General features: G+C 42.5%; 20 protein-coding genes. 14 read left to right on the forward strand and 6 right to left on the reverse strand.

Features of this window, described 5'->3' with window-relative positions; translation table 11 throughout:
• Positions 1 to 7: 7 nt before the first annotated feature.
• Entirely contained in the window at positions 8 to 226 is a 219-nt protein-coding gene (locus tag QQL66_RS10520) for a hypothetical protein (RefSeq protein ID WP_284381271.1), read from the reverse strand.
• Between the two features lie 148 nt (positions 227 to 374).
• Between QQL66_RS10520 and QQL66_RS10525 the strand changes: the two genes are divergently transcribed.
• From QQL66_RS10525 to QQL66_RS10550, 6 genes are all read left to right on the forward strand, one after another.
• Positions 375 to 1,007 carry a cyclic nucleotide-binding domain-containing protein gene (locus QQL66_RS10525; RefSeq protein WP_284381272.1) on the forward strand — a complete coding sequence of 211 codons (633 nt, stop codon included), beginning with the start codon at positions 375 to 377 and terminating at the stop codon, positions 1,005 to 1,007.
• Between the two features lie 168 nt (positions 1,008 to 1,175).
• Complete coding sequence (locus tag QQL66_RS10530) at positions 1,176 to 3,977, forward strand: hypothetical protein (protein ID WP_284381273.1); 2,802 nt, start codon at positions 1,176 to 1,178, stop codon at positions 3,975 to 3,977.
• A 90-nt stretch (positions 3,978 to 4,067) separates the two neighbouring features.
• Positions 4,068 to 5,792 carry an ExeA family protein gene (locus tag QQL66_RS10535; protein ID WP_284381274.1) on the forward strand — a complete coding sequence of 575 codons (1,725 nt, stop codon included), beginning with the start codon at positions 4,068 to 4,070 and terminating at the stop codon, positions 5,790 to 5,792.
• Entirely contained in the window at positions 5,792 to 6,811 is a 1,020-nt protein-coding gene (locus QQL66_RS10540) for a general secretion pathway protein GspB (RefSeq protein WP_284381275.1), read from the forward strand. The genes QQL66_RS10535 and QQL66_RS10540 overlap by 1 nt, the downstream gene beginning before the upstream one ends.
• A gap of 39 nt (positions 6,812 to 6,850) precedes the next feature.
• On the forward strand, positions 6,851 to 8,989 hold the full coding sequence (gene dinG, locus QQL66_RS10545) for an ATP-dependent DNA helicase DinG (RefSeq protein ID WP_284381276.1): 2,139 nt from the start codon (positions 6,851 to 6,853) through the stop codon (positions 8,987 to 8,989).
• Between the two features lie 18 nt (positions 8,990 to 9,007).
• A complete protein-coding gene (locus QQL66_RS10550) occupies positions 9,008 to 10,471 on the forward strand; it encodes a protein adenylyltransferase SelO (RefSeq protein WP_284381277.1) in 1,464 nt (487 codons plus the stop codon).
• A 69-nt stretch (positions 10,472 to 10,540) separates the two neighbouring features.
• Here QQL66_RS10550 and QQL66_RS10555 read toward each other — a convergent pair whose 3' ends face one another.
• The 3 genes from QQL66_RS10555 to QQL66_RS10565 all read right to left on the reverse strand — a co-directional run bounded on the left by QQL66_RS10555 (position 10,541) and on the right by QQL66_RS10565 (position 12,269).
• Positions 10,541 to 11,272: a hypothetical protein gene (locus QQL66_RS10555; RefSeq protein ID WP_284381278.1), complete on the reverse strand. Its 732-nt coding sequence runs from the start codon at positions 11,270 to 11,272 to the stop codon at positions 10,541 to 10,543.
• 113 nt (positions 11,273 to 11,385) lie between these two features.
• Complete coding sequence (locus QQL66_RS10560; RefSeq protein ID WP_284381279.1) at positions 11,386 to 11,691, reverse strand: hypothetical protein; 306 nt, start codon at positions 11,689 to 11,691, stop codon at positions 11,386 to 11,388.
• Positions 11,688 to 12,269 carry a PilZ domain-containing protein gene (locus QQL66_RS10565; RefSeq protein ID WP_284381281.1) on the reverse strand — a complete coding sequence of 194 codons (582 nt, stop codon included), beginning with the start codon at positions 12,267 to 12,269 and terminating at the stop codon, positions 11,688 to 11,690. The genes QQL66_RS10560 and QQL66_RS10565 overlap by 4 nt, the downstream gene beginning before the upstream one ends.
• Positions 12,270 to 12,421: 152 nt before the next feature.
• Between QQL66_RS10565 and QQL66_RS10570 the strand changes: the two genes are divergently transcribed.
• Together QQL66_RS10570 and lolD are read left to right on the forward strand one after the other, a co-directional pair.
• Complete coding sequence (locus tag QQL66_RS10570; protein ID WP_284381282.1) at positions 12,422 to 13,663, forward strand: lipoprotein-releasing ABC transporter permease subunit; 1,242 nt, start codon at positions 12,422 to 12,424, stop codon at positions 13,661 to 13,663.
• A complete protein-coding gene (gene lolD, locus QQL66_RS10575) occupies positions 13,656 to 14,354 on the forward strand; it encodes a lipoprotein-releasing ABC transporter ATP-binding protein LolD (RefSeq protein WP_284381283.1) in 699 nt (232 codons plus the stop codon). Before QQL66_RS10570 ends, lolD begins: the two co-directional genes overlap by 8 nt.
• A gap of 22 nt (positions 14,355 to 14,376) precedes the next feature.
• Here lolD and QQL66_RS10580 read toward each other — a convergent pair whose 3' ends face one another.
• Positions 14,377 to 14,907 carry a DUF2062 domain-containing protein gene (locus tag QQL66_RS10580; protein WP_284381284.1) on the reverse strand — a complete coding sequence of 177 codons (531 nt, stop codon included), beginning with the start codon at positions 14,905 to 14,907 and terminating at the stop codon, positions 14,377 to 14,379.
• A 33-nt stretch (positions 14,908 to 14,940) separates the two neighbouring features.
• Between QQL66_RS10580 and QQL66_RS10585 the strand changes: the two genes are divergently transcribed.
• The 5 genes from QQL66_RS10585 (at position 14,941) to kdsB (ending at position 20,279) form a co-directional block, all read left to right on the forward strand.
• Positions 14,941 to 17,352, forward strand: coding sequence for a DNA internalization-related competence protein ComEC/Rec2 (locus QQL66_RS10585; protein WP_284381286.1), 2,412 nt, complete (start codon positions 14,941 to 14,943; stop codon positions 17,350 to 17,352).
• A gap of 80 nt (positions 17,353 to 17,432) precedes the next feature.
• Positions 17,433 to 18,062 carry a MotA/TolQ/ExbB proton channel family protein gene (locus QQL66_RS10590; protein ID WP_284381287.1) on the forward strand — a complete coding sequence of 210 codons (630 nt, stop codon included), beginning with the start codon at positions 17,433 to 17,435 and terminating at the stop codon, positions 18,060 to 18,062.
• Between the two features lie 2 nt (positions 18,063 to 18,064).
• Positions 18,065 to 18,481, forward strand: coding sequence for an ExbD/TolR family protein (locus QQL66_RS10595; RefSeq protein ID WP_284381288.1), 417 nt, complete (start codon positions 18,065 to 18,067; stop codon positions 18,479 to 18,481).
• 2 nt (positions 18,482 to 18,483) lie between these two features.
• Positions 18,484 to 19,503 (forward strand): tetraacyldisaccharide 4'-kinase, encoded by a 1,020-nt coding sequence (lpxK, locus tag QQL66_RS10600; protein WP_284381289.1) that lies wholly within the window; start codon positions 18,484 to 18,486, stop codon positions 19,501 to 19,503.
• An 11-nt stretch (positions 19,504 to 19,514) separates the two neighbouring features.
• The gene (gene kdsB / locus QQL66_RS10605) at positions 19,515 to 20,279 is read left to right on the forward strand and encodes a 3-deoxy-manno-octulosonate cytidylyltransferase (protein ID WP_284381290.1); all 765 of its coding nucleotides are present in this window, start codon (positions 19,515 to 19,517) and stop codon (positions 20,277 to 20,279) included.
• Between the two features lie 120 nt (positions 20,280 to 20,399).
• Here the strand turns inward: kdsB and QQL66_RS10610 are convergent, their stop codons facing one another.
• Positions 20,400 to 21,542, reverse strand: a complete 1,143-nt coding sequence (locus QQL66_RS10610) for a tyrosine-type recombinase/integrase (RefSeq protein WP_284381292.1) — start codon at positions 21,540 to 21,542, stop codon at positions 20,400 to 20,402.
• Between the two features lie 500 nt (positions 21,543 to 22,042).
• On the opposite strand from QQL66_RS10610, the gene QQL66_RS10615 reads away from it, so the two are divergent.
• The gene (locus QQL66_RS10615; protein ID WP_284381293.1) at positions 22,043 to 22,654 is read left to right on the forward strand and encodes a hypothetical protein; all 612 of its coding nucleotides are present in this window, start codon (positions 22,043 to 22,045) and stop codon (positions 22,652 to 22,654) included.
• Positions 22,655 to 22,781: the final 127 nt, after the last annotated feature.

The raw sequence follows: 22,781 nt of genomic DNA on the forward strand, positions 1-22,781 counted from the left end.
TGGTGTCTTATAAGTGCAGGTTGTTTAAATCAACAGTTCTTTGTTTGTTGTAAGTTTCGACAACTGTTCCATCTTCCATAATATGAACAAATAAATTATCAATATCTCCGCCGTCTGATGGGTATTGAATGCTTACTGACTGGCCACACAGATCAGCAAGTTTTGCCTTCAGCTCCTCCAGATTAGTGCATTGGATTTCTAGGTCGAATGTTTTGATTAGATACATCGCGAAATTCCCATTCGTATGCGTTTCTTAGATAAATCTTATCCCAAGTGTGTATAAGATTTATATCTTAGGTTCCTAAAACTTAATATTAAGTTATGCTTATGGCAAGACAATTAACAAGATAACAACAAAGCGTTAGGAGTTTTCAATGTTGATCGAGATTGATATGGATGATGATCAGCTAAGACGTTTGCTAATGGGTGTTTCATTTTTTAATGAAGTTAAGAAACTCGGCGAAGAGCAATATCAGATCTTACTGTCGTTGGCTCGAATCTATAAAGCATCACCTGGTGAGGTTGTTATTTATAAAGGGGATATAGATTCTTCGATCTATTTCCTGCTAAAGGGACAACTCGAAGTGTACTCGGGTGAAGCTGTAAAACCTGAAGAAAAGGTGAACTATATTTCGCCAGGCGAAAGCTTCGGTACTTTCGCAATGATTAACAATGATGAGCGTGCAGCTACCATCGCAGCTGATGAAAACTGTCATGAAGTCATTTTGTTATCATTGAATTCAGAATTATTCGGTGACTTATTCAATCATGAATTAGTAAGTTTGGGCGTTAAGTTAGCGTTTTATCGAATGGCGTGTCACAGTGCTCGCTGGAAGCTGGAAATGTACCGAATGTCGCATCCCGACAGCCCACTGGTAACTAAGCTGAAAGATATAAAACTGTATACGGGTGTGAAAGATTGTCAGGAAGAGCTGGAAGCCCTGAGAGAACAGGCTCAGGCCTTGTCAGAACTTTTAAACGCTTGGAACCAGTATCTAAATAAATAATCCAACAGATTGGCCATGGTTTTACTGATTGTTTTGTGAACTATGGCTGCTTCTTATGTAAATTCCCCGTAAATGTTCCTTTAAAACATTGTTTGATAACTGAAACTTCAGTAGGGTACGGTTTAGAATACAACCTCTAATCCCTTCTATATTTTTGTAGGTGGCTCTGTGGCATCCCCATTTTCTTTAAAAAAGAATAAAAAAATTGTTTCTTTATTCAGTATTTTGTCTGCATTAACTCTCTTATCAGGTTGTGATAGCGGCAGTGGCGATTCGATTGGTCCTAAGCCTGATATCACTTTGTCTGGAGAGGTGATCAAAGGTACAGTGATTGGTGCACCTGTAAATGTTTATCGTGCCTCTCAATCATCCGGTACCATTCCATCTACTCCTAATGTCGAAGGTATCGAAGATAATCTTTACACCGATTTGTCTGGCAAGTTTTCTGTAATTCTTGATGGTGATGACTTCCGGAACCGAACTATTGTGGTTCAAGTGGGTGTTGCTAAGTGCTCCTCTTCAAGTTCTGAATATGATGAGGATAATAACGGCTGTAGAGATACAGATGGCACCTATGTGTCCATTGATGACTTCTATTATGTGGGACAATATCGCTGTGATGACCCAATCTCTGGTTGTATACACCCTGAAACCGGTGATGTCGTAGACTTTGGTGAATTACTTCCTATTGATTTTGAATTGCGCTCGGTTGTTCCTCTTCTTTCAAATTCAAGTAGTGTTCGTTCTCAAACTGCGAACGTTTCAGCACTAACGACGCTGGCAGCTTCGGAAATCCTAAATGTTGGTGGTGGGTACAGTGAAAATGTGGCGTTAGCTATCTATGACAAGATTGCTAAGGTTTTTCAGCTGGATGGTATTGATTTTCTCACGCATGACCTAGTTGATGTATCTAACCTAAGTTCTAATGTAACAAATGATAGTACGTGGCTTTTGTCCTCTGTGAATGCGGCTATTGTTACTACTGCTTCGCGCCCTGAAACTGGTGTTGCTACCACTTTGGGTCGTGGTTTTGCTTCGTTGACTTCTGTCTATTTATCGAATGGCGGGCAAATGGTGTATCGTTATTCTGGTGCAGATGATCAAGATCTACAGTCCATTTTCTCTTTAGCTCAGAGCATAACTTCAGATTCTCAGGTTTCTGGCTTTGTATCGGACTCAGCAAAAAATACGCTTACTGAAATACAAACAGATATTAATAATCAGCCTGCTAACACTTTAACAGAAGAAACAGTATCTCAAGATATTTTAGATCTGATTGCTTCTGATGTTGCTGATGCAAAATCTTATCTGTTTGATTTTATGGATTGGTATTCAGATGAGGTCGCTCCTAGTACGCCTGCGTATAGTAAATTTGAGTTTATGATGGAAAGTGTGAAGGCAGGAGCAAGTGAGTCGTTGGGCTATATGGAAACATTAGGTAATGATTTTACTTTGGTTTTGAGTGCAGCATTAGCCCAAATTCAAAACACTTCATGGGATGGAAGTGATTTGACCTTAACCTCCCAAGACTCTGACGGAAACGATGTCGAGGCTGTGCTTTCTAAATCAGGCAGTAGATATACTGTTGAAGGTCAGTTCCTGAATACTACGTTTGATTTTACTTTTACCTACCGTGAAACTACCAACGAAGATGGTGTGATGCCTGATAACCCGCCTGAGGGTGAAGAAGATGATCGTGTATATCGTTTTGATATAGAAGATGATGGCGCCGGTGTCCAATTTGCAGCGTTCAACAAAGGTTTAACTCTTAATTTTGAAGAAGATGTTGCTGTAAGTATTCAGGTTGACTCTGTATTTACAGGTCTTGAGTCGTCGGTAGTTAGATCTTCTTTTGCCTGGGGTGATATTAAACTGGCTCAAATCGAAAATGCACCAAGATACAGTACCGATCTTGGTCGAATCTCGATTGAGGGGCAGTTAGTGTTTTCTATGGAACATGTAGCTGACACCATAACCAGATTTAATGATACTTATACTGATACAGAAGAATTTACTGTTCCAAGAGTTGATGATCGTGCCTTTGTGTTCTTGCAGTTTGGTATTTATAGCTTAACCAATCCATCTCCATCTAAGTTTCGTTTAACTGTGTCAGGTCAAGGCAATAATGTCGGTGATACCTGGCCTGTGAGTTTCTTGTATGCGGTATTGAACCAGGAAAATGTTCAAGGTGAGTTGTATGGGGCAGAGGGTTTTGGCTCGTTTGATCCAAACTACCTTGAAAATGTATGGGGTGAAAATGATTGTGATTTTCTTCCGGTAACTTACTCAATCTTATTTAATCAGAACACTTCTGATGATTATGACTTTAATGACATTGAAGTGACTTTACCAAGTTCAGGTGGCGCGAGAGACTTGGTCTATAGCATGACTCTGACTAAGCAGAGATCAGAACTGTCATCTACCACCAAGAATGAGAAAGATGACGCGAGACTATGTAGCGTGACTTATACAAACGGAAGTGTTACTGCGGATGTTGATTTCTATAAAACGAGTTCTAGTAGTGAAACTGGAAGCTATATGGGGCGTTCTTTCAACTACATAGGTTTCGGTGAGCTTTCAAATAACCATAGTTTATTGTTTGCCGAAAGTGCTGGTACGGAAGACAATCTTAGCTCCAGATCTTCATTGATGAGTTATGATGACTGTGAAAATCTAGGCTCATACGGTGGTGGCGCAGGCCGACTATACAGTTGTAATACTCCGGCTGCAGGAAGTGATGATGAGTTCTGTTTTAATAGTGGACTTTATGCTGATTTGAATGCAACTCCGATTATTGGTTCTAAGATTGAGCGTCAACTGAATGGTGAAACAGGTAATTATGAGTTAGTTGTTACCGATGAAAACTACCGCTCTTGTTCAGATGGCGAGGATTGGGAAGTTCGTTACACGGATGGAACTATCCAGGTTTTACCGGTAGATTTAAGTCTTTTCGGAACGCCTGCAAACTAATTCCTTTATGCCTTAATTTAGACACGAAAGCAGACTTGGCTTATGCTAAGTCTGCTTTTTTGTTTTATTTACACTCTCAAAGTAGCCCTCATGTACAACGAATATTTTGGTTTAACTGATCGTCCTTTTTCTATTGCACCTGACCCGCGATATCTTTATATGAGTGAACAGCATAAAGAAGCGCTGGCTCATCTGATGTATGGGGTGAATCAAGAGGGTGGATTCATACTGTTAACGGGTGAAGTAGGGACAGGAAAAACGACAGTATGTCGTTGTTTCTTGAAGCAGCTCGATGATTCCATTGATGTTGCATACATTGTGAATCCGAAGCAAACCTCATTAGAGCTTCTTGAAACCATGTGCGATGATTTAGGCATCCCAAGGGTGCAGGATGATCGATCGATTAAGTCGCTTACGGATGTTATTACTCATCGATTATTAACCAATCATGCGAAAGGCAAGAGTACGGTTCTCCTGATTGATGAGGCTCAGAATCTTTCAGTCGAAGTGCTAGAGCAACTAAGGTTGCTGACTAATTTAGAAACTGATCAGAAAAAGTTATTGCAGATAATTCTGCTGGGCCAGCCTGAGTTATTGGATATTTTGGCTAAACCTGAGCTACGACAGTTGTCTCAAAGAGTGACTGCTCGTTTTCACATGGGGCAGTTAGATCGTAAGGACATCATTCCTTATGTGCAGCATCGCTTGGCTGTTGCCGGGTGTCGGATGGCGTTGTTTCCCCTGAGCACATCAAAAATTATTGAGAAAGCCAGTGGCGGGGTTCCTAGATTAATTAACCTGATTTGTGATCGTGCGTTGCTTGGGGTGTACAGTAGTAATGGCTCAACGGTTACAACTCAGACATTGAAACAAGCAGCCAAAGAGGTCCTTGGCGAACAGCGTGAGTCAGCAAAAAGTAATGCTGCTTATTCAGGCTGGATCTGGGGAGTAGGTTCTTTTGTTTTGGTGATTCAATTCTGTTTGGTGTTAACCTGGCTTTTTTATCCCTCTGTTTTCTCAGATGAAGGTTCCGTTAAGACTGTTGTTGTTCCTTCTGTAGTCGAACCTGTTATAAAGGCTGAAACTGTAGTGCCAGCAATGCCTGACTTGGATGAGTTGTTTAACGCCTCTGCATATACGGCGTTAGCTAAATCCTGGGGTATTAATGGTATTTCAGGTAGCAAGCAACAGTTATGTGATGATCTGTCGAAGACTCTTTTGACATGTAAATCCAGAAATATTACGTGGGATAGGCTAGTCCGAATTAATCGTCCTTCAGTTGCGACGTTGTACTATCAAGGCCGGACAAGATTGTTGTTTATAGAGCGCTTGGTTCACGAGGATAATGCCATTCGCTTAGTCGTTTTAAATGAGGATGGTCAATCACTCTCCATCGAACAATCAGTATTTGAACAGCTATGGACTGGTCAGTTGGACTTCTTATGGCTTGCTCCTTCTCAGAATATGCCTTTGCTCAAGCCAGGGGATGCTCATGACTATATCCATCAAGTAAGAGAATTACTGACCGGTAGTAATGGGCGGATGTTATATGATGAAGCGTTGTCTGGTCTGGTACGACAATTTCAGACTGATATGGGTGTTACGAGCGATGGTGTGATAGGGCCAGAAACTATCATGTTGTTGAACGAAGTCAGCGGACAGGCTCCGGTGTTGCAGTCGCCAAAACCAAGTTCGCTGGTTCATGCTCAGCCTGCTTCTTCCGTTGAATCAGAACCAGCCGATAAACCATATGAAAACATTGAGTCATCCGACATCTTGGATTCAGAGTTAAAAGTTATAGGAGCCCAAGGTTAATGTCTTACATTCTTGATGCATTACGAAAATCTGAGCAAGAGCGAAGAAATCAGGAAGCAGTCACTTCATTTTCTGTAGGTACTATGGATCCTCAGTCTGGCTCTGAAACTCAAGGCAATCCTTGGGTTTGGATTGCAGTCGCCATTGTATTGTCGATCAATGTATTAGCTTTTTTGTTCATTTTTAAAGATGAAATAGTCAGTGCTGATAAGCAAGAGCAAATTCCTACTCTTCTGGGTAATAATCCTTCGAAAGATCTCTCTGCTGAGGTGAAGCCGCGATTAGACGAAGCGGTAGTTGAGGAACGTTTCGTGGAGGAGCGTCCGTTGCCTAGAGCAATACCTTCACAGGATGGAGTTCAGCTTCCTGAGAAATACTTAGCCCCTAACCAGACAAGTGCAGAGCGTTCTTTTGAATCTCAGACTCCTGAATACCAGGTTGGCTTCGAATACTCAGACGCAGATGTAATTCGCCCGAAGCCAAAAGACAGGTTAAGTGGTAGTGACAGCTTAGGCTCAGAAGATATCTCTCCGATTGGCTCCCAGGATAAAGAGATGTCACTGGCGGAACGCTATAAAGATGTACAAATGGAACAGCGGGCACCAAAGTATGAAGTGATCAATGCGTCTGAATCTGCTTCGGCACCTAATACTGTAAATCTTCGTGAGCAATTGTTAGACGGGCTTCAGGAGCCTCAAGTCATTAAACCTTCTGCTGGTCATTCTAAATCGGTGAACTCAAACCATTACAGTCAGGCTGAGGCTGAGAAACTCCCGCGAATTATGGATCTTAGCCGTGACCAACAAGCAATGATTCCTCCTATTAGATTTTCAGGCCATTTGTATTCATCCCGTCCTGAATCCAGATCTATTCGTCTGGAAGGGGTTAAGTACAAAGAAGGTGATCGGATCAGTAGAGCTGTGAGTGTTCATACGATTACAGAAGATGGTGTGGTGTTGGATTTAGAGGGTAATCTGTTTTATATCTCTTCATTCGAAGACTGGAATGGGATAAGATAGTGTTTAAATATACAGTATTCTATTTTTAGTTCCCTTCTAATGTTAAATGATGCGCTAAAAGGTGCGATTCAGGGCGCTTATCGTCAATTCCTGAACAAAAAAGAACTTAAGCCTCGTCATGGTCAGAAACAGATGATTGCTGTACTGGCCAGAACCCTAGGTAATATTCAGATAGGTGAAAAAGATTTAAGGGTTGGCACTAATCCCTATGTTGCCGTGGTAGAAGCGGGAACAGGTACAGGGAAGACCGTTGCCTATCTTTTATCCGTAATACCGATTGCCAAGTCTTATGATAAGCGTATCGTTATCTCGACGGCTACAGTCGCGCTCCAAGAGCAGATTGTGTTAAAAGACCTACCTGATGTTCAAAAGAACTCTGGACTGGACTTTAGCTTTGCATTGGCGAAAGGGCGTCGCCGTTATATGTGTCCTGCCAATTTACAATTGGCCCTTTCTCCCAGTCAGAATCAGCAAAACACCTTTCTTTTTGAAGATGAGCTGGATCAGCAAACAGATCAGGCCTTGATTCCGCTGCTGGATGAGCTTGCTCAAGCCTTTGAATCTAAAGAATGGTCTGGAGATTTGGATGATTGGCCGGATGACTTGTCAGATGAGGTAAGAGTCAAAGTAACTACAGATCAGCATCATTGTTCAGGGCGAAAGTGCCCGATGTACAGTCAGTGCCCATTTTTTGAGGCACGACAATCCCTTGAAAAGTGTGATGTGATTGTTGCAAACCATGACCTGGTGCTTTCAGATCTAAGTCTTGGAGGGGGTTATGTGCTTCCTGCGCCTGAAAGTACCTTGTATGTGTTTGATGAAGGACATCATCTGCCTGATAAGGCCATTAATCACTTTTCGTCTCAAGTTGGTCTGAATGAGAGTCGTTTGTGGCACAAACAACTTGACCGGGTGCTGGGGCGGGTTCCTCAGACACTTGCGAGTACATCCATTGCTGAGCTATGCCGGATTATTCCAATCATTCATTCTGAGTTGTCGGAATATCTACAACAACATTTTAATCTTCTTGACCATTCTGAGGGCTTACCTCGAGAGAACCTTACAGACAGTGAGCACGATAAAGCCGTTGCGCGGATTCGATTTGAACTTGGGGAGGTTCATCAAACCCTAAGAGAGCACGCAGAACAGGTTAAATTGTTATACAGTCGATTACTGACTCAATTTAATAAACTTTATGATCTGGTTGATGATGAGCTGGAAGATAAAGACCATACAGAAAAGGCAGAGCTGGAACAGCTCCAAGCTTGGCTGTCTATGGTCACGACGGAGGTTGAGCGCAGGCAGCTACTCTGGGTGCGATATTGTGCTTCTCCTGCTGAGAATTACCTACCTGTAGCAAGATGGATCGATGTTACAGATTACAATCATCAGATTGATTATCAAATCAATACCAGTCCTATTCAGGCAAGTGAAGATTTAAAAGTTTTCTTGTGGCAGCGTTGTTTTGGCGCAGTAGTGACATCTGCAACTTTAACTGCTTTAGGGTCCTTTGACCGCTTTAAAGCCAATGCAGGATTGTTTGATAATGCTGTGACGGAGCAGGTGATGAGTCCGTTTAATTGGCAAAGTGCACAGTTGGTCGTGCCTAATTTGAGATCTTTGCCAAGCCAAGAACAACAACACTCCGATGATATAGCTCTTCGCCTTCCGGATCTTACTAAGAATGATAAAGGAAGCTTGATTCTCTTTTCTTCACGTCGTCAGCTTCAGAATGTGATGAGTATTGTTCCGTCAACCTATCGTGAAAAGTGCCTGATTCAAGGCGAGATGAGTAAGCAAGAACTCATAAAGCGGCACAAGCAGCGCGTCGATCTGGGGTTGCCAAGTGTCTTGGTAGGATTGGCGAGTTTGGCTGAAGGTGTAGATTTACCTGGGGATTATTGTACGCATGTAGTTATTGCCCGAATTCCCTTTGCTGTGCCAGACGACCCAGTTGGGAAAACCCTGGCTGAATGGTTGGAGTCTAAGAAAATTAACCCGTTCTTTCATATTTCTGTCGCAGACGCTTCGGTTAAGCTGGTTCAGGCATGTGGGCGGCTTCTTCGAACTGAACAAGACTCAGGGCGAATAACCCTTATGGATCGACGAATCGTCACTCAGCGATATGGTCAGGCATTGATTAACAGTCTTCCTCCTTATACATTGGTGGTTGAGTAACTTCTCCAGGTATTCTTTGTGTCCAAGATTCAAGCCGGTTCTTTATCGTCGTCCCAAATACAGTCTGATTTTCATCAATTGGGAACGAGCTTTTTTACAGAGCTTAAGCCATCAGGAATTAGTAATCCTAACTGGGTGGCTTTAAGTAATTCGACGGCCAATTTATTGAAGCTTGATCAATCTAATGTGAAATCTGAAGACTTGAAGGTGCTGTCAGGTAATTCAGTTCTTCAAGGAAGTAATCCGCTTTCGATGATCTACTCAGGGCATCAATTTGGTGTTTACAACCCACAGTTGGGGGATGGGCGAGGGATTCTGCTTGGCGAAATTAAAGGTGAAGGCGATGACTTATATGATCTTCACTTGAAGGGCGCAGGGCTAACGCCTTATTCCCGAATGGGTGATGGGCGAGCTGTATTGCGCTCTAGCATTCGTGAATTTCTTTGTTCAGAAGCGATGGCAGCTTTGAATATCCCTACCACCCGTGCTTTATCCTTAGTGAAAGGCGACGACCAGATTATTCGGGAGAGGGTCGAGCCTTCTGCCATGGTTTGTCGGGTGGCGAAGTCTCATATTCGTTTTGGTTCGTTTGAATATTTTTACTACACAGGTCAGAAACAACAGCTTCAAGAATTGCTGAATTATACGATTCTTCGTTATTTCCCTCTTTTAAGCATTGATGAAGATGGTTATGTGGCCTTTTATCGTCAGGTGTTGGAGCGAACAGCAAAGATGGTCGCGAAATGGCAGGCGGTTGGTTTCTGTCATGGTGTTATGAATACCGACAATATGTCGATTCTTGGAGAGACCTTTGACTATGGACCGTTTGGGTTTATGGAAGCGTTTAATCCTGCCCACGTTTGTAATCATTCAGATCACTCAGGTCGATATGCCTTCAATCAACAGCCAAATATTAGTTACTGGAATTGTGCCTGTCTTGGTCAAGCGCTTTCTAATCTTCTCCCGGAAGCTGCGATAAAACAGATATTAAATGAATATCCGTCTATGTTTGGAAACTACTATCTGGCTGAAATGCGGAGCAAGTTGGGTTTTCAGGAAGAAGATGAGCGGGATGCTTCTTTAGTTCAGGAATTATTGGCTGCTTTGCACCAAAATCAGATGGATTACACAAACTTCTTTAGAGGTTTGTCGGGCGCTGATTTTATGGCTTTGACTGATTGCTCTGAGGATTCTTCTGATAGTTTGTCTCAATGGCTCGGCAAGTATCAATCACGACTGGAGGATGAAAAATATTGCCCTCAAGTTCGAATGGTTACTGCTAAGGCATCAAATCCCAAATATATTTTAAGAAACTACCTGGCTCAAATAGCAATTGATAAGGCTGAGAAAAATGATTTCTCGGAAGTAAATGTATTGCTGGATATTTTATCCCGACCCTATGAAGAGCAGTTTGAGAATGATGCGTATGCCCAAAATACTCCGGAATGGGGTTGTGGGTTACAAGTTAGCTGCTCGTCGTAGCTCCAATAGCAATAATCATAAAAAGGTGGCCCGTGGCCACCTTTTTTGTGTTTGATTGATCAAGTCTGATTACTTGTTTTGAGGCAGTTGCAATCTCATGTTAATTGCATTTTGTAAAGCTTGATTGATGCTTAGAATGTCACTGTTGACCCCACCAGGAGGAAGTCGGGATTCAAAATCAGCAGGGAGAGGGATATACAATCTTCCATCTACACCGTCAAAGCTAATTTCAAGGTTGTTTACAACCAAGCCGGAGTCTGTAAGATTCGTTAGGGGTTGTCCTGTTTCAGGATGGGTGAACCCCTTGTCGATCAAGTCTTGTACGGAATAGGTAAAATTATCGCCTAGGACGAAACCATCCGGCGCGCCAGCAATTTCTCTTGGTGGCAAAATCAAATCTTCTGTTTGAATAGCTGGTTGACTAGCAACTTCTAGAGAGGCTTCAACACGAGCTGAATCCCAGGACTGGTTAGCTTCTAAAGCTGTGAGAGTTGTTTGCGTCGCACCATCTTTAAGTTCTTCTTCTCGATCTACTTGTTCTGGGCTTGGTTCGCCTGGGCGAATATTTACATTTACCACTTTCTTAGCCACTTTTTCCCGAGTGGCTTTAGGAATGTAAATGGTCGAATCTTTAATATAAGCCGAGTTCAGTTCGTTAGGTGTCAGTTCAACTACTTCTGCCAGCGTTACAGATGACGCCAATAAAGTTGTCGCTGTAAGCATGGTGGCTGTGAATGCCGTTGTTAAAGAAGGCCGTGTGAATTTACGTGCCTGTTTTGATAGAAAGTTACTGAGTTGCATAGCGGTAATCCTATAAGTCTTATCTCAAAGAGATGCTGACATTCCGTTTTCAGTTACAGCTCAGAAGAAAACGCTGATCAAAGTATGACAGTTAGTATACCCAGATTATCCTGTTACTGTGGGTTATGTTTTAAAACAGTGTGTATCACTAAATTATGTTCAAAGTAAACAGTGAATAAATCATATTCCCAAGTAGTTATTGGTGGCTTACCAACCGGGCCTGATGTCGAGACCGGTATGCCGTATTTGGATTCAACTGCTTTCATATTCATACCATTGGATGGGCGCGGTATGTCTTGTAGTTCTGGTGATTGTTGAGACACAGGCACTACGACTTCGTCGGCATAAGATGTGATTGCAAAGCCGCCCACACTGCTTACAAGTACTGTGGTTAGGAGTAGCGTTGATAATTTCTTCATTGGCCTAGTCTCTGTTTTCGTCTTTCTTCTAATTGTTTATGGAAAATTCGTCGTGCAATGCGATCACGATCTTGATCACCAATATTCACGAATTGAAGGCCGTATCGATAAATAGGCCCTAATTCTTCGTTGTCGGTTGAAAAAGATACGCATGTAATAACTTTAGCGTAGAGTTCGAAACTTAGGTAGTCCGGCATGAAAATCAAATTAAGCGCTAATAAACTACCTACAGGGCGTTCAATGCTGTTGTAAAAGTCGACGCCGGTTTCACTGATAGAAACTTTTTGTTCTGGAAATTTTGTTGCATCAGGGTGTGCCGAAATAATCAACTGTGCTAGTGATTGAATCTTTGAGTTTTGAATTTTGAAATATTTTGCTGTTGCGGAAGAGTCGGATTCCACAGCATGAAGTAACTGACCTTCTTCCGCCTGAGAGGAAATAATTTGGTTCAGGAGTTTGAAGTGATTCGGTAACGGAAGAGGGTGCTCTTCATTGTCCGTAGGCAGTTCAGAAATTGACGAAAGCCTAATGACGGCTTGGTCTTTTATTCGAATGTATTCTCTTTGCTCTGACATCATGGTTACCGCTGTTTACTCATGCTTAGGTATTCTAGGCTAACTGTAGATTTTTTATAAGGTTTTTCTTGATATTAAATGAAGCCTGGATCACACTACTGAGCTCTTGTCTTTAGCTTATTTATTAAGCTTTTCTTACAATCAAAAAGAAGATTATGCGAACCAATATTCCTTTGCTGGTTGGGCTTAGATACACCCGAGCCAGGCGTCGAAATCATTTCATTTCATTTATCTCCTTAATATCCATGATTGGTCTAATGCTTGGTGTAGCGGTATTGATTACTGTGCTATCGGTCATGAATGGCTTCGATCGTGAGTTGCGCTCTCGAATTCTTGGTATGGTACCTCATGCAACAATCACCGCGCAGGGTGGTATGCATGATTGGCAATCGATCGCGGAGCAAGTAAAAAAGAATGATGATGTGCTGGGTGTTGCTCCTTTTATTCATGCTGAGGGGATGCTCACTCACGCAGGTAACGTAAAAGGCGCTTTAGTCACTGGAATTGATCCTGAGTTTGAACCAGATGTATCAATCGTGGCAGATCATATTATTGAAGGTGAGCTTGAGGATCTGGAATCCAGCCGTTTTGGAATTATTCTTGGGAACCTCCTGGCTGCCCAGTTAGGCGCTGTGGTGGGGGATAAAGTGACATTGGTACTTCCTGAGGCCAGTCTTTCTCCTGCGGGTGTTTTGCCAAGATTAAAGCGCTTTACTGTGGTTGGTGTTTTCAAGGTTGGAGCAGATCTGGATGCTTCAGCGGCGTACATTCACATTCGTGACGGAGCCAAACTCTTTCGTCTTGGTGATGCTGTGCATGGGGTTCGCCTTAAGTTGGATGATTTATTCCAGGCTCCGTATGTGGCTTGGCGGTTAGCCGCAGATCTTCCAGGGCGTTACTACGCAAGCAGTTGGCTTCGCAGTCATGGAAATCTATTCCAAGCCATTCAAATGGAAAAGAAAATGATTGGTTTGCTGTTGTTGATGATTGTCGCTGTTGCCGCGTTTAACATCGTTTCAACTTTGATCATCATGGTAACGGAAAAACAAAGTGATATTGCAATCATGCGAACAATGGGGGCAGCGCCCAGAACTATTATGGGGATCTTTGTTGTTCAAGGGTTTGTGATTGGTTTGGTCGGAACTGTGCTTGGTACAGCACTTGGCGTGCTGCTGGCGCTTACAGTTTCAGATATTGTTACGTTCATCGAAGATTTATTCGGTGTCAAAGTACTTGACCCGAATGTTTATTTTATCAGTTATTTGCCGTCTGAATTGAGAATGGAAGATGTTGGCTTAATCGCAGTCGCTGCTTTGGTTCTGAGTTTATTAGCAACGTTATACCCTGCTTACCGAGCATCAAAAATCCAACCGGCGGAGGCTCTAAGATATGACTGATGTAATTTTAGAATGTAGCAATGTCTCGAAGACCTTTGTGGATGGCGATCTTAAAACTTCTGTTTTACATGATATTAATCTGCAGATTCATGCAGGTGAGATGTTAGCCATTACTGGTGCTTCGGGCTCAGGTAAATCTACCTTGTTAAACTTGTTGGGTGGGTTAGATCTTCCAACCAGTGGTGATGTGAAACTGCTTGGGCAAAGTTTTTCTGCGCTTTCAGAGCGTAAGAAAGGACTTCTTAGAAATACGAATCTTGGGTTTGTGTACCAGTTTCACCATCTACTCCCTGAATTCTCAGCGGAAGAAAATGTTGCAATGCCTTTATGGATTGCAGGGGAGGGAAGGAAGTCAGCCCTTGCAAAGGCAAAGCATTTGTTGGATCAGGTTAAACTATCCCATCGATATACTCATAGAGCGGGAGAGTTGTCTGGTGGCGAGAGGCAGCGTGTTGCGATTGCAAGAGCTTTGGCGGCAGATCCTTGCTGTGTTCTTATGGATGAGCCTACAGGAAATCTGGACTCAAATACGGCAGAACATATTCACGACTTGATTAAAACGATTAATTCCCAGATGAATGTCGCGTTTGTCATCGTTACGCATGATTTGACGTTAGCAGAACGTATGGACAGTCGTTTGAATTTGGTGGAAGGGTCCATTGAATTCCACTCAAAAAATGAAGTCGCCTAACTATTCTTGGTGACTTTCCAATCTAATCTTGTACGCTCAGTTTTGCTCTACGGGCTGCGCGTGCTTTCCATTTTTTAATCACGCGGTAGCGCCAGACTACCTGAACCGTAACATATCCGGTAATCGCCAGGATTACCCCTGTAACAGCGGAACCAAAGTAGAGGGGCTGCCAGACCACCGAAAGTCCATTTGCTAGCCATTCAGTTGTGAACTCAAAACTATCGACGGGCTCGGTACCAAGTAGCCATGCGCCAAATTTATACGTAGCGAAAAAGAGTGGGGGCATGGTGATAGGGTTGGAAATCCAAACCAAACCCAAGGAAAGAGGAATGTTGGCTGTTAAATAGAAAGCCAGGAAGGCAGCTGGGACCATCTGAAATGGCATGGGAATCATACACCAGAATAAGCCGATTAACGCTGCTCTAGATACCGATCTGCGATTAAAGTGCCATAGATTGGGCTCGCTAATTAGACTGTGCATGAATTTTAAGGAGTTAATAGCCAAAATCTCTTCGCGTGAAGGTATTTTGAATTTAAGGTCGTTCAATGCCATGTCTAAATTTCACAGAATCCGATTAGAACCAACGTGCTGATTCACTTACTAGCGCTTTCAGCGTTATATCATAGTTATATTATTGCTTACTTGCATGATCAGCCTGCTAAGTGGCTTGCCTTGTTCTTAACCATAAGCGTCGGCTATTTTACCTTACGGCGTCCTAAAGTCATTGTCTTATTTTGTTTAATCAGTTGTTTACCTGTAATCGCGCAACTTTTGGACGTGCAGGAACGCATGATTTTTCCCTTCGATAAATTAAGCATTTCAATGCGTTTAGTTGTGATGAATGACTCGGCATCTAAGTCTTGGGGCAGTCAGGGTGTCTTTGATGTTTTAGCGGCTGAGGGATGTGTGGAGCGATATTATCATGTTTGCACAGAATTGATTGGGCATCAGGTGATGCTCAATGATTATCAAAATACAGGGTTTTTAGCTGGGCAAATAGTAGAGGGGAATGTTGTTCTTAAACCAGTCTTGGGCTTTCTGAATCCTGGAGGGTTTGACTATGAGCATTGGTTATTCAGTAAAGGCATCGTCGCCAAGGGGTATTTTTCGGGTTATCCAGCAATTATAGGGTCTTCTGGTGTTCAATCATGGAGTGATCGGATAAACCAATTTATTGAATCTCAAGCGGCTAACTCAGGGCACAAGGATCAAGCTATCTCAAATCGAGGAAAAGGACTTCTAAAGGCGTTAATTTTAGGTGATCGCTCAGCGGTAGATGATGAGGATAGAAGGATTCTTGCTGAATCCGGATTGATTCATCTATTTGTAATCAGTGGCTTGCATATCGGTTTGCTGTTCGGCGTGATTTATCTGTTTTGTAAGTGTGTTCTTGTGGGTGTTCAGCAAACTGTTCCTGTTTCGACTGCTTGGTTAATGAAAGTTTGCGCGATTTTAGCGCTTATTGTGGTTTGGTGGTATGTGGATCAGATTGGTTATCCTACGCCTGCACTCCGTGCGCTTTTATTTATATCGATCTGGTTAGTTGCACGGCTTTTAGGTTTTGAATTTTCTATTTTTCAGATACTTAGTCTGGCTGTATTTATCATATTATCACTTTTCCCTTATGAAGTAGTTTCGTATGGCTTTTGGATGTCATTTTTAGCGGTTCTTGCATTGGCGCTTGTTACTGTGAAGCCCCTGCCGTTAACCAAAACTAATCTAAGGTCTGACTCTGGTAGTAAGAATTTTCCGGGCAAGAATTTTTTACTGCTTGTCTTTATATCATTGAAATCCCAGCTTTATATTCTGGTTTTGCTTTTGCCATTAGTGTTGACTTTTGGGACACAAACCAGTGTGTTAGCTGTACTTTGGAATCTTTTGCTAATTCCCGTGTTTAGTGTTTTGGTCATACCTGTATTGCTCATTGCTTCAAGCGTCTTTGATATTTTTCCTGGATTTTCTTTTGATATTTTCACGGTGGTTGGTGATTCCTTGGTTTATCTTATTGATTGTTTGTCTTGGGCTAATTCAGAGTCGCCACGTCTTGGCGTGATACATTTTACGGATAAGCTTGCTCTTGCTTTGGGATGTGGGCTGCTTTGTCTATTTCCTTTTTCTCGCAGATTCAGGCTTGCTGGTTTTGCGATGTTGTCTAGCCTGTTGGTGATGATGCCTAGTCAGAAGAACCCTATGGATGTGTGGTTTTTGGATGTTGGTCAGGCGCTGTCAATTGTGTTGATTAAGGATCATCGAGCGTTTATTTACGACACGGGTTTTTCTTTTGGCTCGTTTAATGCGGCTGATAGTGTGATTGTTCCTTTTTTGAGAAGTCAAAATGTTGAAGCGGTGGATGTGTTGGTGGTGAGTCATCAGGATTTGGATCATAGTGGAGGGATGAAAGCTTTGTTGTCTAGTTCCTATGTTCCGTCGGTATTGATCCAAAACTTTACCACTTTAGATTCCTATGGGGGCGAGCAGAAGCCGTGTGACAACTCATTAAGTTTTAAATGGCAGGGCGTCTCGGTGAGAGCTTTATGGCCAATGGTGTCTACTGTCGGTACTAAAGGTAATGATCTCAGTAGTAACGACTCTTCTTGTGTTCTTTTGCTGGAATACCAAGGGCATGAGGTGCTGTTAACCGGGGATATTACTGCTCGTGTTGAACGAACACTCATTGAGGCGAATCCGGATGTGTTTGAAGATGGTGTTGAACTTATTTCTGTTCCTCATCATGGCAGCCGGACATCCAGCTCAGATAGGTTTGTTAAACAGGTAAAATCAAAATGGGCGGTTGTTTCCAGTGGCCCGTTGAATCGTTTTCGTCATCCAAATTTGGATGTGGTAAATCGGTATTTCAATGCAGATATAAAGCTGATGAATACGGCAGACGAAGGGGCTGTTCATTTTGCGGTTCTTTCTAGCGGTCAACTGGCTTATCTACCGCAGTCGGTGGAGGAAAAATCCCCCTATTGGCGAACCATTCGGGTCAGGCAATGATTGTTTTTGCGATTGAGTTAAAAAACCTTTATTCTCAGTCCGTTATTATATAGCCCACTGAAATACAGGGAGATTTAAGCGTGTTTGAGCTAGTTAAAGCCGGTGGTTGGTTGATGTATCCAATCCTTGCGTGTTCTGTGATTGCAATGGGGATCATTATTGAACGATTTTGGTCATTAAGAGCAAGCAAAGTAGCTCCTAGAAAATTGTTGGCACAGGTTTGGGTTTGGATTCAGAATACCGAGCTTGATAAGGACAAACTTCGAGCTCTAAAACAACAGTCCATGTTGGGCAGTGTTTTCGCTGCAGGTTTGAATAATTCATCGAAAGGGCGTGAAGTGATGAAAGAGAGCCTGGAAGAGCAGGCGAGTCACGTAGCTCATGAGATGGAACGCTATCTGAATACGTTAGGTACTGTTGCCTCAATTACGCCTTTGTTAGGACTGTTGGGTACCGTAATCGGAATGATCAAAGTCTTTAATGACATTATGTTGCAGGGCACGGGGAATGCTAATGTTTTGGCAGGAGGTATCAGTGAAGCACTGATTACGACGGCTGCCGGTTTGACAGTCGCTATTCCTGCGATGATTTTCTACCGCTACTTCACCCGAAAAATCGATGAGCATTTGGTATTTATGGAACAGGAGTCCATTAAGCTGGTCGAAGTGCTGCAAGGAAACCGTAAGGTGGATATGTCAGAGGGAGACTGATCTTGAATTTTCGAACGAAAAAACGAGAAGATGTTTCAGTAGATCTGACACCTCTTATCGATGTTGTTTTCCTGTTGCTGATTTTCTTTATGGTATCCACGACCTTTACCAAAGAAACTCATTTGGAAATTGATTTGCCTGAAAGTTCAGCTGAGGCCGAAATGTCAGAGCAGGTAGAGCTTATTGAGATTGTTGTTAACTCCAGTGGTGGTTATTCGGTGAATGGAAACAGTCTGATCAATAATCAGTTGGACACATTAAAGCGAGCCATCCAGAAAGAATCCAATGGCAACACCAAATTGCCAATGGTTGTGACGGCTGATGCCAGTGTTGCTCATGAATACGTGGTTAGAGCTATGGATGCAGCAGGTCAATTAGGCTTTACCAAGTTGAGTATTACTACCAAACAGGCACAGTAGACATGAGTTCTGTTGAACGAGCTTGGTATGAGGGGGCGAAGTGGCTAACGTTACTTCGCCCTTTGAGTTATTTAGCGCACCAGTTTGCACGTTCTAAGCGTGCGCGTTTTCTTGCATCTAAACCTATCAACTACTTTGTGACCCATGATGGTTTCGAAGTGCCTGTGGTGGTCATTGGTAATATTTCAGTGGGCGGAACGGGGAAAACCCCGTTCACCATCGCCTTAGCTAAACACCTTGAAGCTAAAGGTAAGCGTGTCGGTATTGTCAGTCGAGGCTATGGCAGTAAATTAAAAACTTTTCCTTATGAAGTGCAAAGCAATTCATCTCCCGATGACTCTGGCGATGAACCGCTGCTGTTGAAGCAACGATTAGGGTGTCCGGTTGTAATTTCTCCTAATCGAGTAGAAGCGTTGCAAGAAATTACGAGTAAGTATACTTTGGATGTTGTTTTATCTGATGATGGGATGCAGCACTATCGGATGCCTCGGACCTTGGAAATTGCATTAGTTGATGGGCGTCGAGGGTTAGGGAATGGGCGTATGTTGCCAGAAGGCCCACTCAGGGAGCCTGTTGACCGGTTAGCCAGTGTGGACTTCGTGGTTGTGAATAGTGCAGATCAATCCTTTCCAGAAGAATTTTCATATGATTGGGCTGCTTGGTTCAAAAATAATTCCTTTCACAAGATGGGGATTGTGCCAGGCGATTTTTATCGCCTTGATTCCGATGAAAAGGAAGTCATTACTGGTGAGACAGTGTATGCGGTTTCGGGAATTGGTAATCCTCAGCGATTCTACAATACATTGGATTCTCTTGGGTTAAAGTACCACCCCAGACCTTTTAAAGATCACCATAAGTACGAATTACTGGATTTTGTTGATATGGCCGATCAACGGATCGTTATGACGGAAAAAGACGCTGTAAAATGCCGAAACTTGGATCTCGGTAATGCGGTTTATCTCTCTGTAGAGGCCGAATTGGATTCTTCGTTATTAGATCAGATATACGATCGACTTTTTTAGTTGGAGTTTGTATGAGTTTTTCAGTTGTTATTCCTGCGAGATATTCTTCTTCTCGTTTGCCTGGTAAGCCACTTAAAGATATTGCCGGCAAACCTATGATTCAGCATGTGTATGAAAGGGCATTAGAAAGTGAAGCGAAAGAAGTCATCATTGCCACTGACGATCCTCGTATTCAACAGGTTGCTGAAGGTTTTGGTGCAAAGGTTTGTATGACAAATCCTGATCATGCTTCCGGAACAGATCGCCTTCAGGAAGTGGTTTCTCAGTTGAACTACTACGCTGATGACATTGTTGTGAATGTCCAGGGGGATGAGCCTTTAATTCCGCCTCGTGTTATCAATCAGGTAGCGCATAACCTGTCTGCTGAGCAGGAAGCGAGCATTGCAACTCTTTATGAACCGATTGAGCGTATTGAGGATGTATTCAATCCCAACATTGTTCAAGTGGTAACAGACAGAAATGACTTTGCTTTGTATTTCTCCAGAGCTCCTATTCCTTATGCGCGTGATGATTTTGCGAGCTCAAAAGAAGTCATGCCGAAGGGTGTGAATTTCAAACGTCATATTGGTATCTATGCTTACCGAGTAAATCTTCTTAATAGTTTTGTTAAGTGGGATGAAGCTCCCATTGAATCTACAGAGTGTCTTGAGCAGTTAAGAGCACTTTGGAATGGCGCTAAGATTCATGTTGCTCTTGCTGATGAAATTCCGCCTGGCGGAGTGGATACAGAAGAAGATCTTGAACGTGTTCGCGCGTACTTTGCAAAACAGTCCTAAATAGTAATGAAAGTGCTGTTTGTTTGCCTTGGGAATACACAGACTAGTTTCTAACTTATTGAAAATATTAAATAAAAATAATCGTTACGTAAAATGAACGTAAAACTTTTGGAAAACTATTTAAGTGTTTACGTTCAAATCTGCGCTTACATCTGTCCACTGAATGCCGTGGCCATCCAAGTAGTGATTAGTCATTTTCTCATCTGTGTGGCCCAACAAGGCTTGTGGATCAATGCCCTGTTCTTTATACAAGTGAGCACCCAGAGATCGAATTTCATGAAACGTTGGGCGGGCGCTTTTTTCAAGGTCATCAAACAAACCTGTTTTTTCGCGGGCTGTAGCAAACCCTCGAGTAATATTGTCGGGTTGTAGTCTTTGGCCTTTTTTCACTTCCCACTTCAGGGCCCCTGAAGAGGTTCTTGTAATCATCTGATGTATGAGAAATTGAGAGAGTACGCCAGTATTTCGACATGATTTGATAATGGAATTAAGTGCTGGGGTGACTTGAATTCTCAAATATGCAGCTTTGTTGGCGCTATCTTTTCGGCTGCCTTTTTTGGCTTTTGATGTTTTCTTTTGTATTACGTGTAAATACCCATCTTTAATATCCGAGAATTTCATATTTGAAATATCTTCCCGGCGCTGCAAAGTCAGTAATGCGAGCATCATTGCATTTCTAATGTGTATTGGGGCAGAGTTGTATATTGTATCGAACTGTTCTTTTGTTAATCGTTCTCGCTGAACTTTAACCGTGATTGGGAGTGTCTTTTTAGCAGGATTTGATTCAGTTAGGCCATTACCAACGGCAAAGTCAAAGCACTTAATCAGAGCACTTCGTAAGCGGGCGGCCATCCTTCTTTTATTTTCACTCACCCACTTATCAAGAAACTCTGAGCAATGAAAAACAGTGATATCCATAACAGGTATATCTCCGAGGTGTTCTTTCATTAATGTGGTGTCATACTTCAGTTGATCAACTGTCTTTTTGGATAAGTCTTCACTTAGTCGAAGTTCAATATATTTTTCAATCCAGCTGGCAAACGTGTTAGCCCTGCCTATGACTTTATCAACCAGTCCGTATTCAATTGAAAGCATCGAGTTTAACTGCTGAGCAGCTAAGATTGCCTGCATCCGGTCTGATCCCATTCCGTGCCGGGTATTGGCAACAGGGTGTTTGTAGACGTAGTAGACCTTTTTCTTCCTTTTTTCCGCGTACAGGTTTGTCGGAAGATCAAAATTCCCTTTTTTACGTGGTCTGTTCATTAAACGGCCTTTAATACTCTATTCACAAGTCTGTCAGAGGCTGTTTCCTGAACATAAACGAACCATGTCCCGCCAACTTTAGTGCCCGGAACTGCCCCTGACTGAATCCAATTTACAACAGTTCTTGGTGTGGGTCTGGAATTCTCAGTAAATTCCTGATCTAGGTATTCTTCAATGCTCATTTTCCTTGGCATATTACACCTCTTACTTTCCAATAAATTTAAATAAAGAAAACATGTGCTTTGTCTTGCGTGTTTTCTCGTATGCTCTAACTGCTGATAACAGGTTGTTATGTACCTGTTCAAGCCCCATTTGGTTGTTCCAGCACTGAGGGCAGAAATACTTACCACTGCCTGTTTTAATGATTCTTGTGTCGCACTCTGCGCATTGCATGGTATTCAAAAAACAGTACTGCAACTCAGGATTAAAGTTGGGTGGTTACGCCCGTTAAATCGGTCTATGCTGTTCTCTTTCTCTTCCAAAAGATTAAGGATGGTCTTATGAAAAAGTGTTTTATATTGATAATGGCGCTGGTACTGACTGGTTGTTTTGGTCCTGGTAAATACCAAATTAAAGATGCACGCGAAGTTGTCAGTATGGATGGCTACTACAGCGTTAATAACCGTATTTCTACCAAGTCGGTTGCTGGTGGCTTGCATGTAGATGATACGGGTGTATTCATTAACCCGTTCGCTTTTGATAAAGCCAATGGCGAAGTCATGACGGGTTTCAAGATAACTAATAAAACGTTTTACGATACCTTCTATGGTTCGCCAAACTCTCTGGGTAATCTGCAAGTTATTACCTTCGAAATTGACGGTGAAAAGCATGACTTCGACATCATGGACACTAATAGTGACTGGGGTAGCATTGGCTACAATACGGCTATAGGGTCGGCCGGCTCGTCTATTACGGAAACCGGAGTCGCTTACATTAATAAAGATGTAATGCTTAAGATTGCTCAAGCCAATACTTTGATCGTCTATATTTACGGCACTGAGCGCTCTGTGAAATATGATGCTGAAGATGTTAGCCAATCGTTTCATGTAAATTTAAACCAGTTTGTTGATTCTGTTTTGCTAAAAAATGCCCGTACTGCAGAACCGGGCTAATGGGCTAGCATAGGATCAGGGGTTAAACGGTATGCTTAATAGTGCGAAGGTAAGCCAGGAGATGGTTTGCACGAGCACTATTTTTAACGCAGACAATTTTGTTGCCTCTCTGAAACTTAAACACGAA

The organism is Litoribrevibacter albus (assembly GCF_030159995.1).
Classification (GTDB): Bacteria; Pseudomonadota; Gammaproteobacteria; order Pseudomonadales; family Litoribrevibacteraceae; genus Litoribrevibacter; species Litoribrevibacter albus.

What these genes read in the sequence shown, in the direction of transcription:
- QQL66_RS10520 (WP_284381271.1), bottom strand. Translation starts at nt 226, where the DNA reads ATGTATCTAATCAAAACATTCGACCTAGAAATCCAATGCACTAATCTG.
- QQL66_RS10525 (WP_284381272.1), top strand. Translation starts at nt 375, where the DNA reads ATGTTGATCGAGATTGATATGGATGATGATCAGCTAAGACGTTTGCTA.
- QQL66_RS10535 (WP_284381274.1), top strand. Translation starts at nt 4,068, where the DNA reads ATGTACAACGAATATTTTGGTTTAACTGATCGTCCTTTTTCTATTGCA.
- QQL66_RS10540 (WP_284381275.1), top strand. Translation starts at nt 5,792, where the DNA reads ATGTCTTACATTCTTGATGCATTACGAAAATCTGAGCAAGAGCGAAGA.
- dinG (WP_284381276.1), top strand. Translation starts at nt 6,851, where the DNA reads ATGTTAAATGATGCGCTAAAAGGTGCGATTCAGGGCGCTTATCGTCAA.
- QQL66_RS10555 (WP_284381278.1), bottom strand. Translation starts at nt 11,272, where the DNA reads ATGCAACTCAGTAACTTTCTATCAAAACAGGCACGTAAATTCACACGG.
- QQL66_RS10560 (WP_284381279.1), bottom strand. Translation starts at nt 11,691, where the DNA reads ATGAAGAAATTATCAACGCTACTCCTAACCACAGTACTTGTAAGCAGT.
- QQL66_RS10565 (WP_284381281.1), bottom strand. Translation starts at nt 12,269, where the DNA reads ATGATGTCAGAGCAAAGAGAATACATTCGAATAAAAGACCAAGCCGTC.
- QQL66_RS10570 (WP_284381282.1), top strand. Translation starts at nt 12,422, where the DNA reads ATGCGAACCAATATTCCTTTGCTGGTTGGGCTTAGATACACCCGAGCC.
- lolD (WP_284381283.1), top strand. Translation starts at nt 13,656, where the DNA reads ATGACTGATGTAATTTTAGAATGTAGCAATGTCTCGAAGACCTTTGTG.
- QQL66_RS10580 (WP_284381284.1), bottom strand. Translation starts at nt 14,907, where the DNA reads ATGGCATTGAACGACCTTAAATTCAAAATACCTTCACGCGAAGAGATT.
- lpxK (WP_284381289.1), top strand. Translation starts at nt 18,484, where the DNA reads ATGAGTTCTGTTGAACGAGCTTGGTATGAGGGGGCGAAGTGGCTAACG.
- kdsB (WP_284381290.1), top strand. Translation starts at nt 19,515, where the DNA reads ATGAGTTTTTCAGTTGTTATTCCTGCGAGATATTCTTCTTCTCGTTTG.
- QQL66_RS10610 (WP_284381292.1), bottom strand. Translation starts at nt 21,542, where the DNA reads ATGAACAGACCACGTAAAAAAGGGAATTTTGATCTTCCGACAAACCTG.
- QQL66_RS10615 (WP_284381293.1), top strand. Translation starts at nt 22,043, where the DNA reads ATGAAAAAGTGTTTTATATTGATAATGGCGCTGGTACTGACTGGTTGT.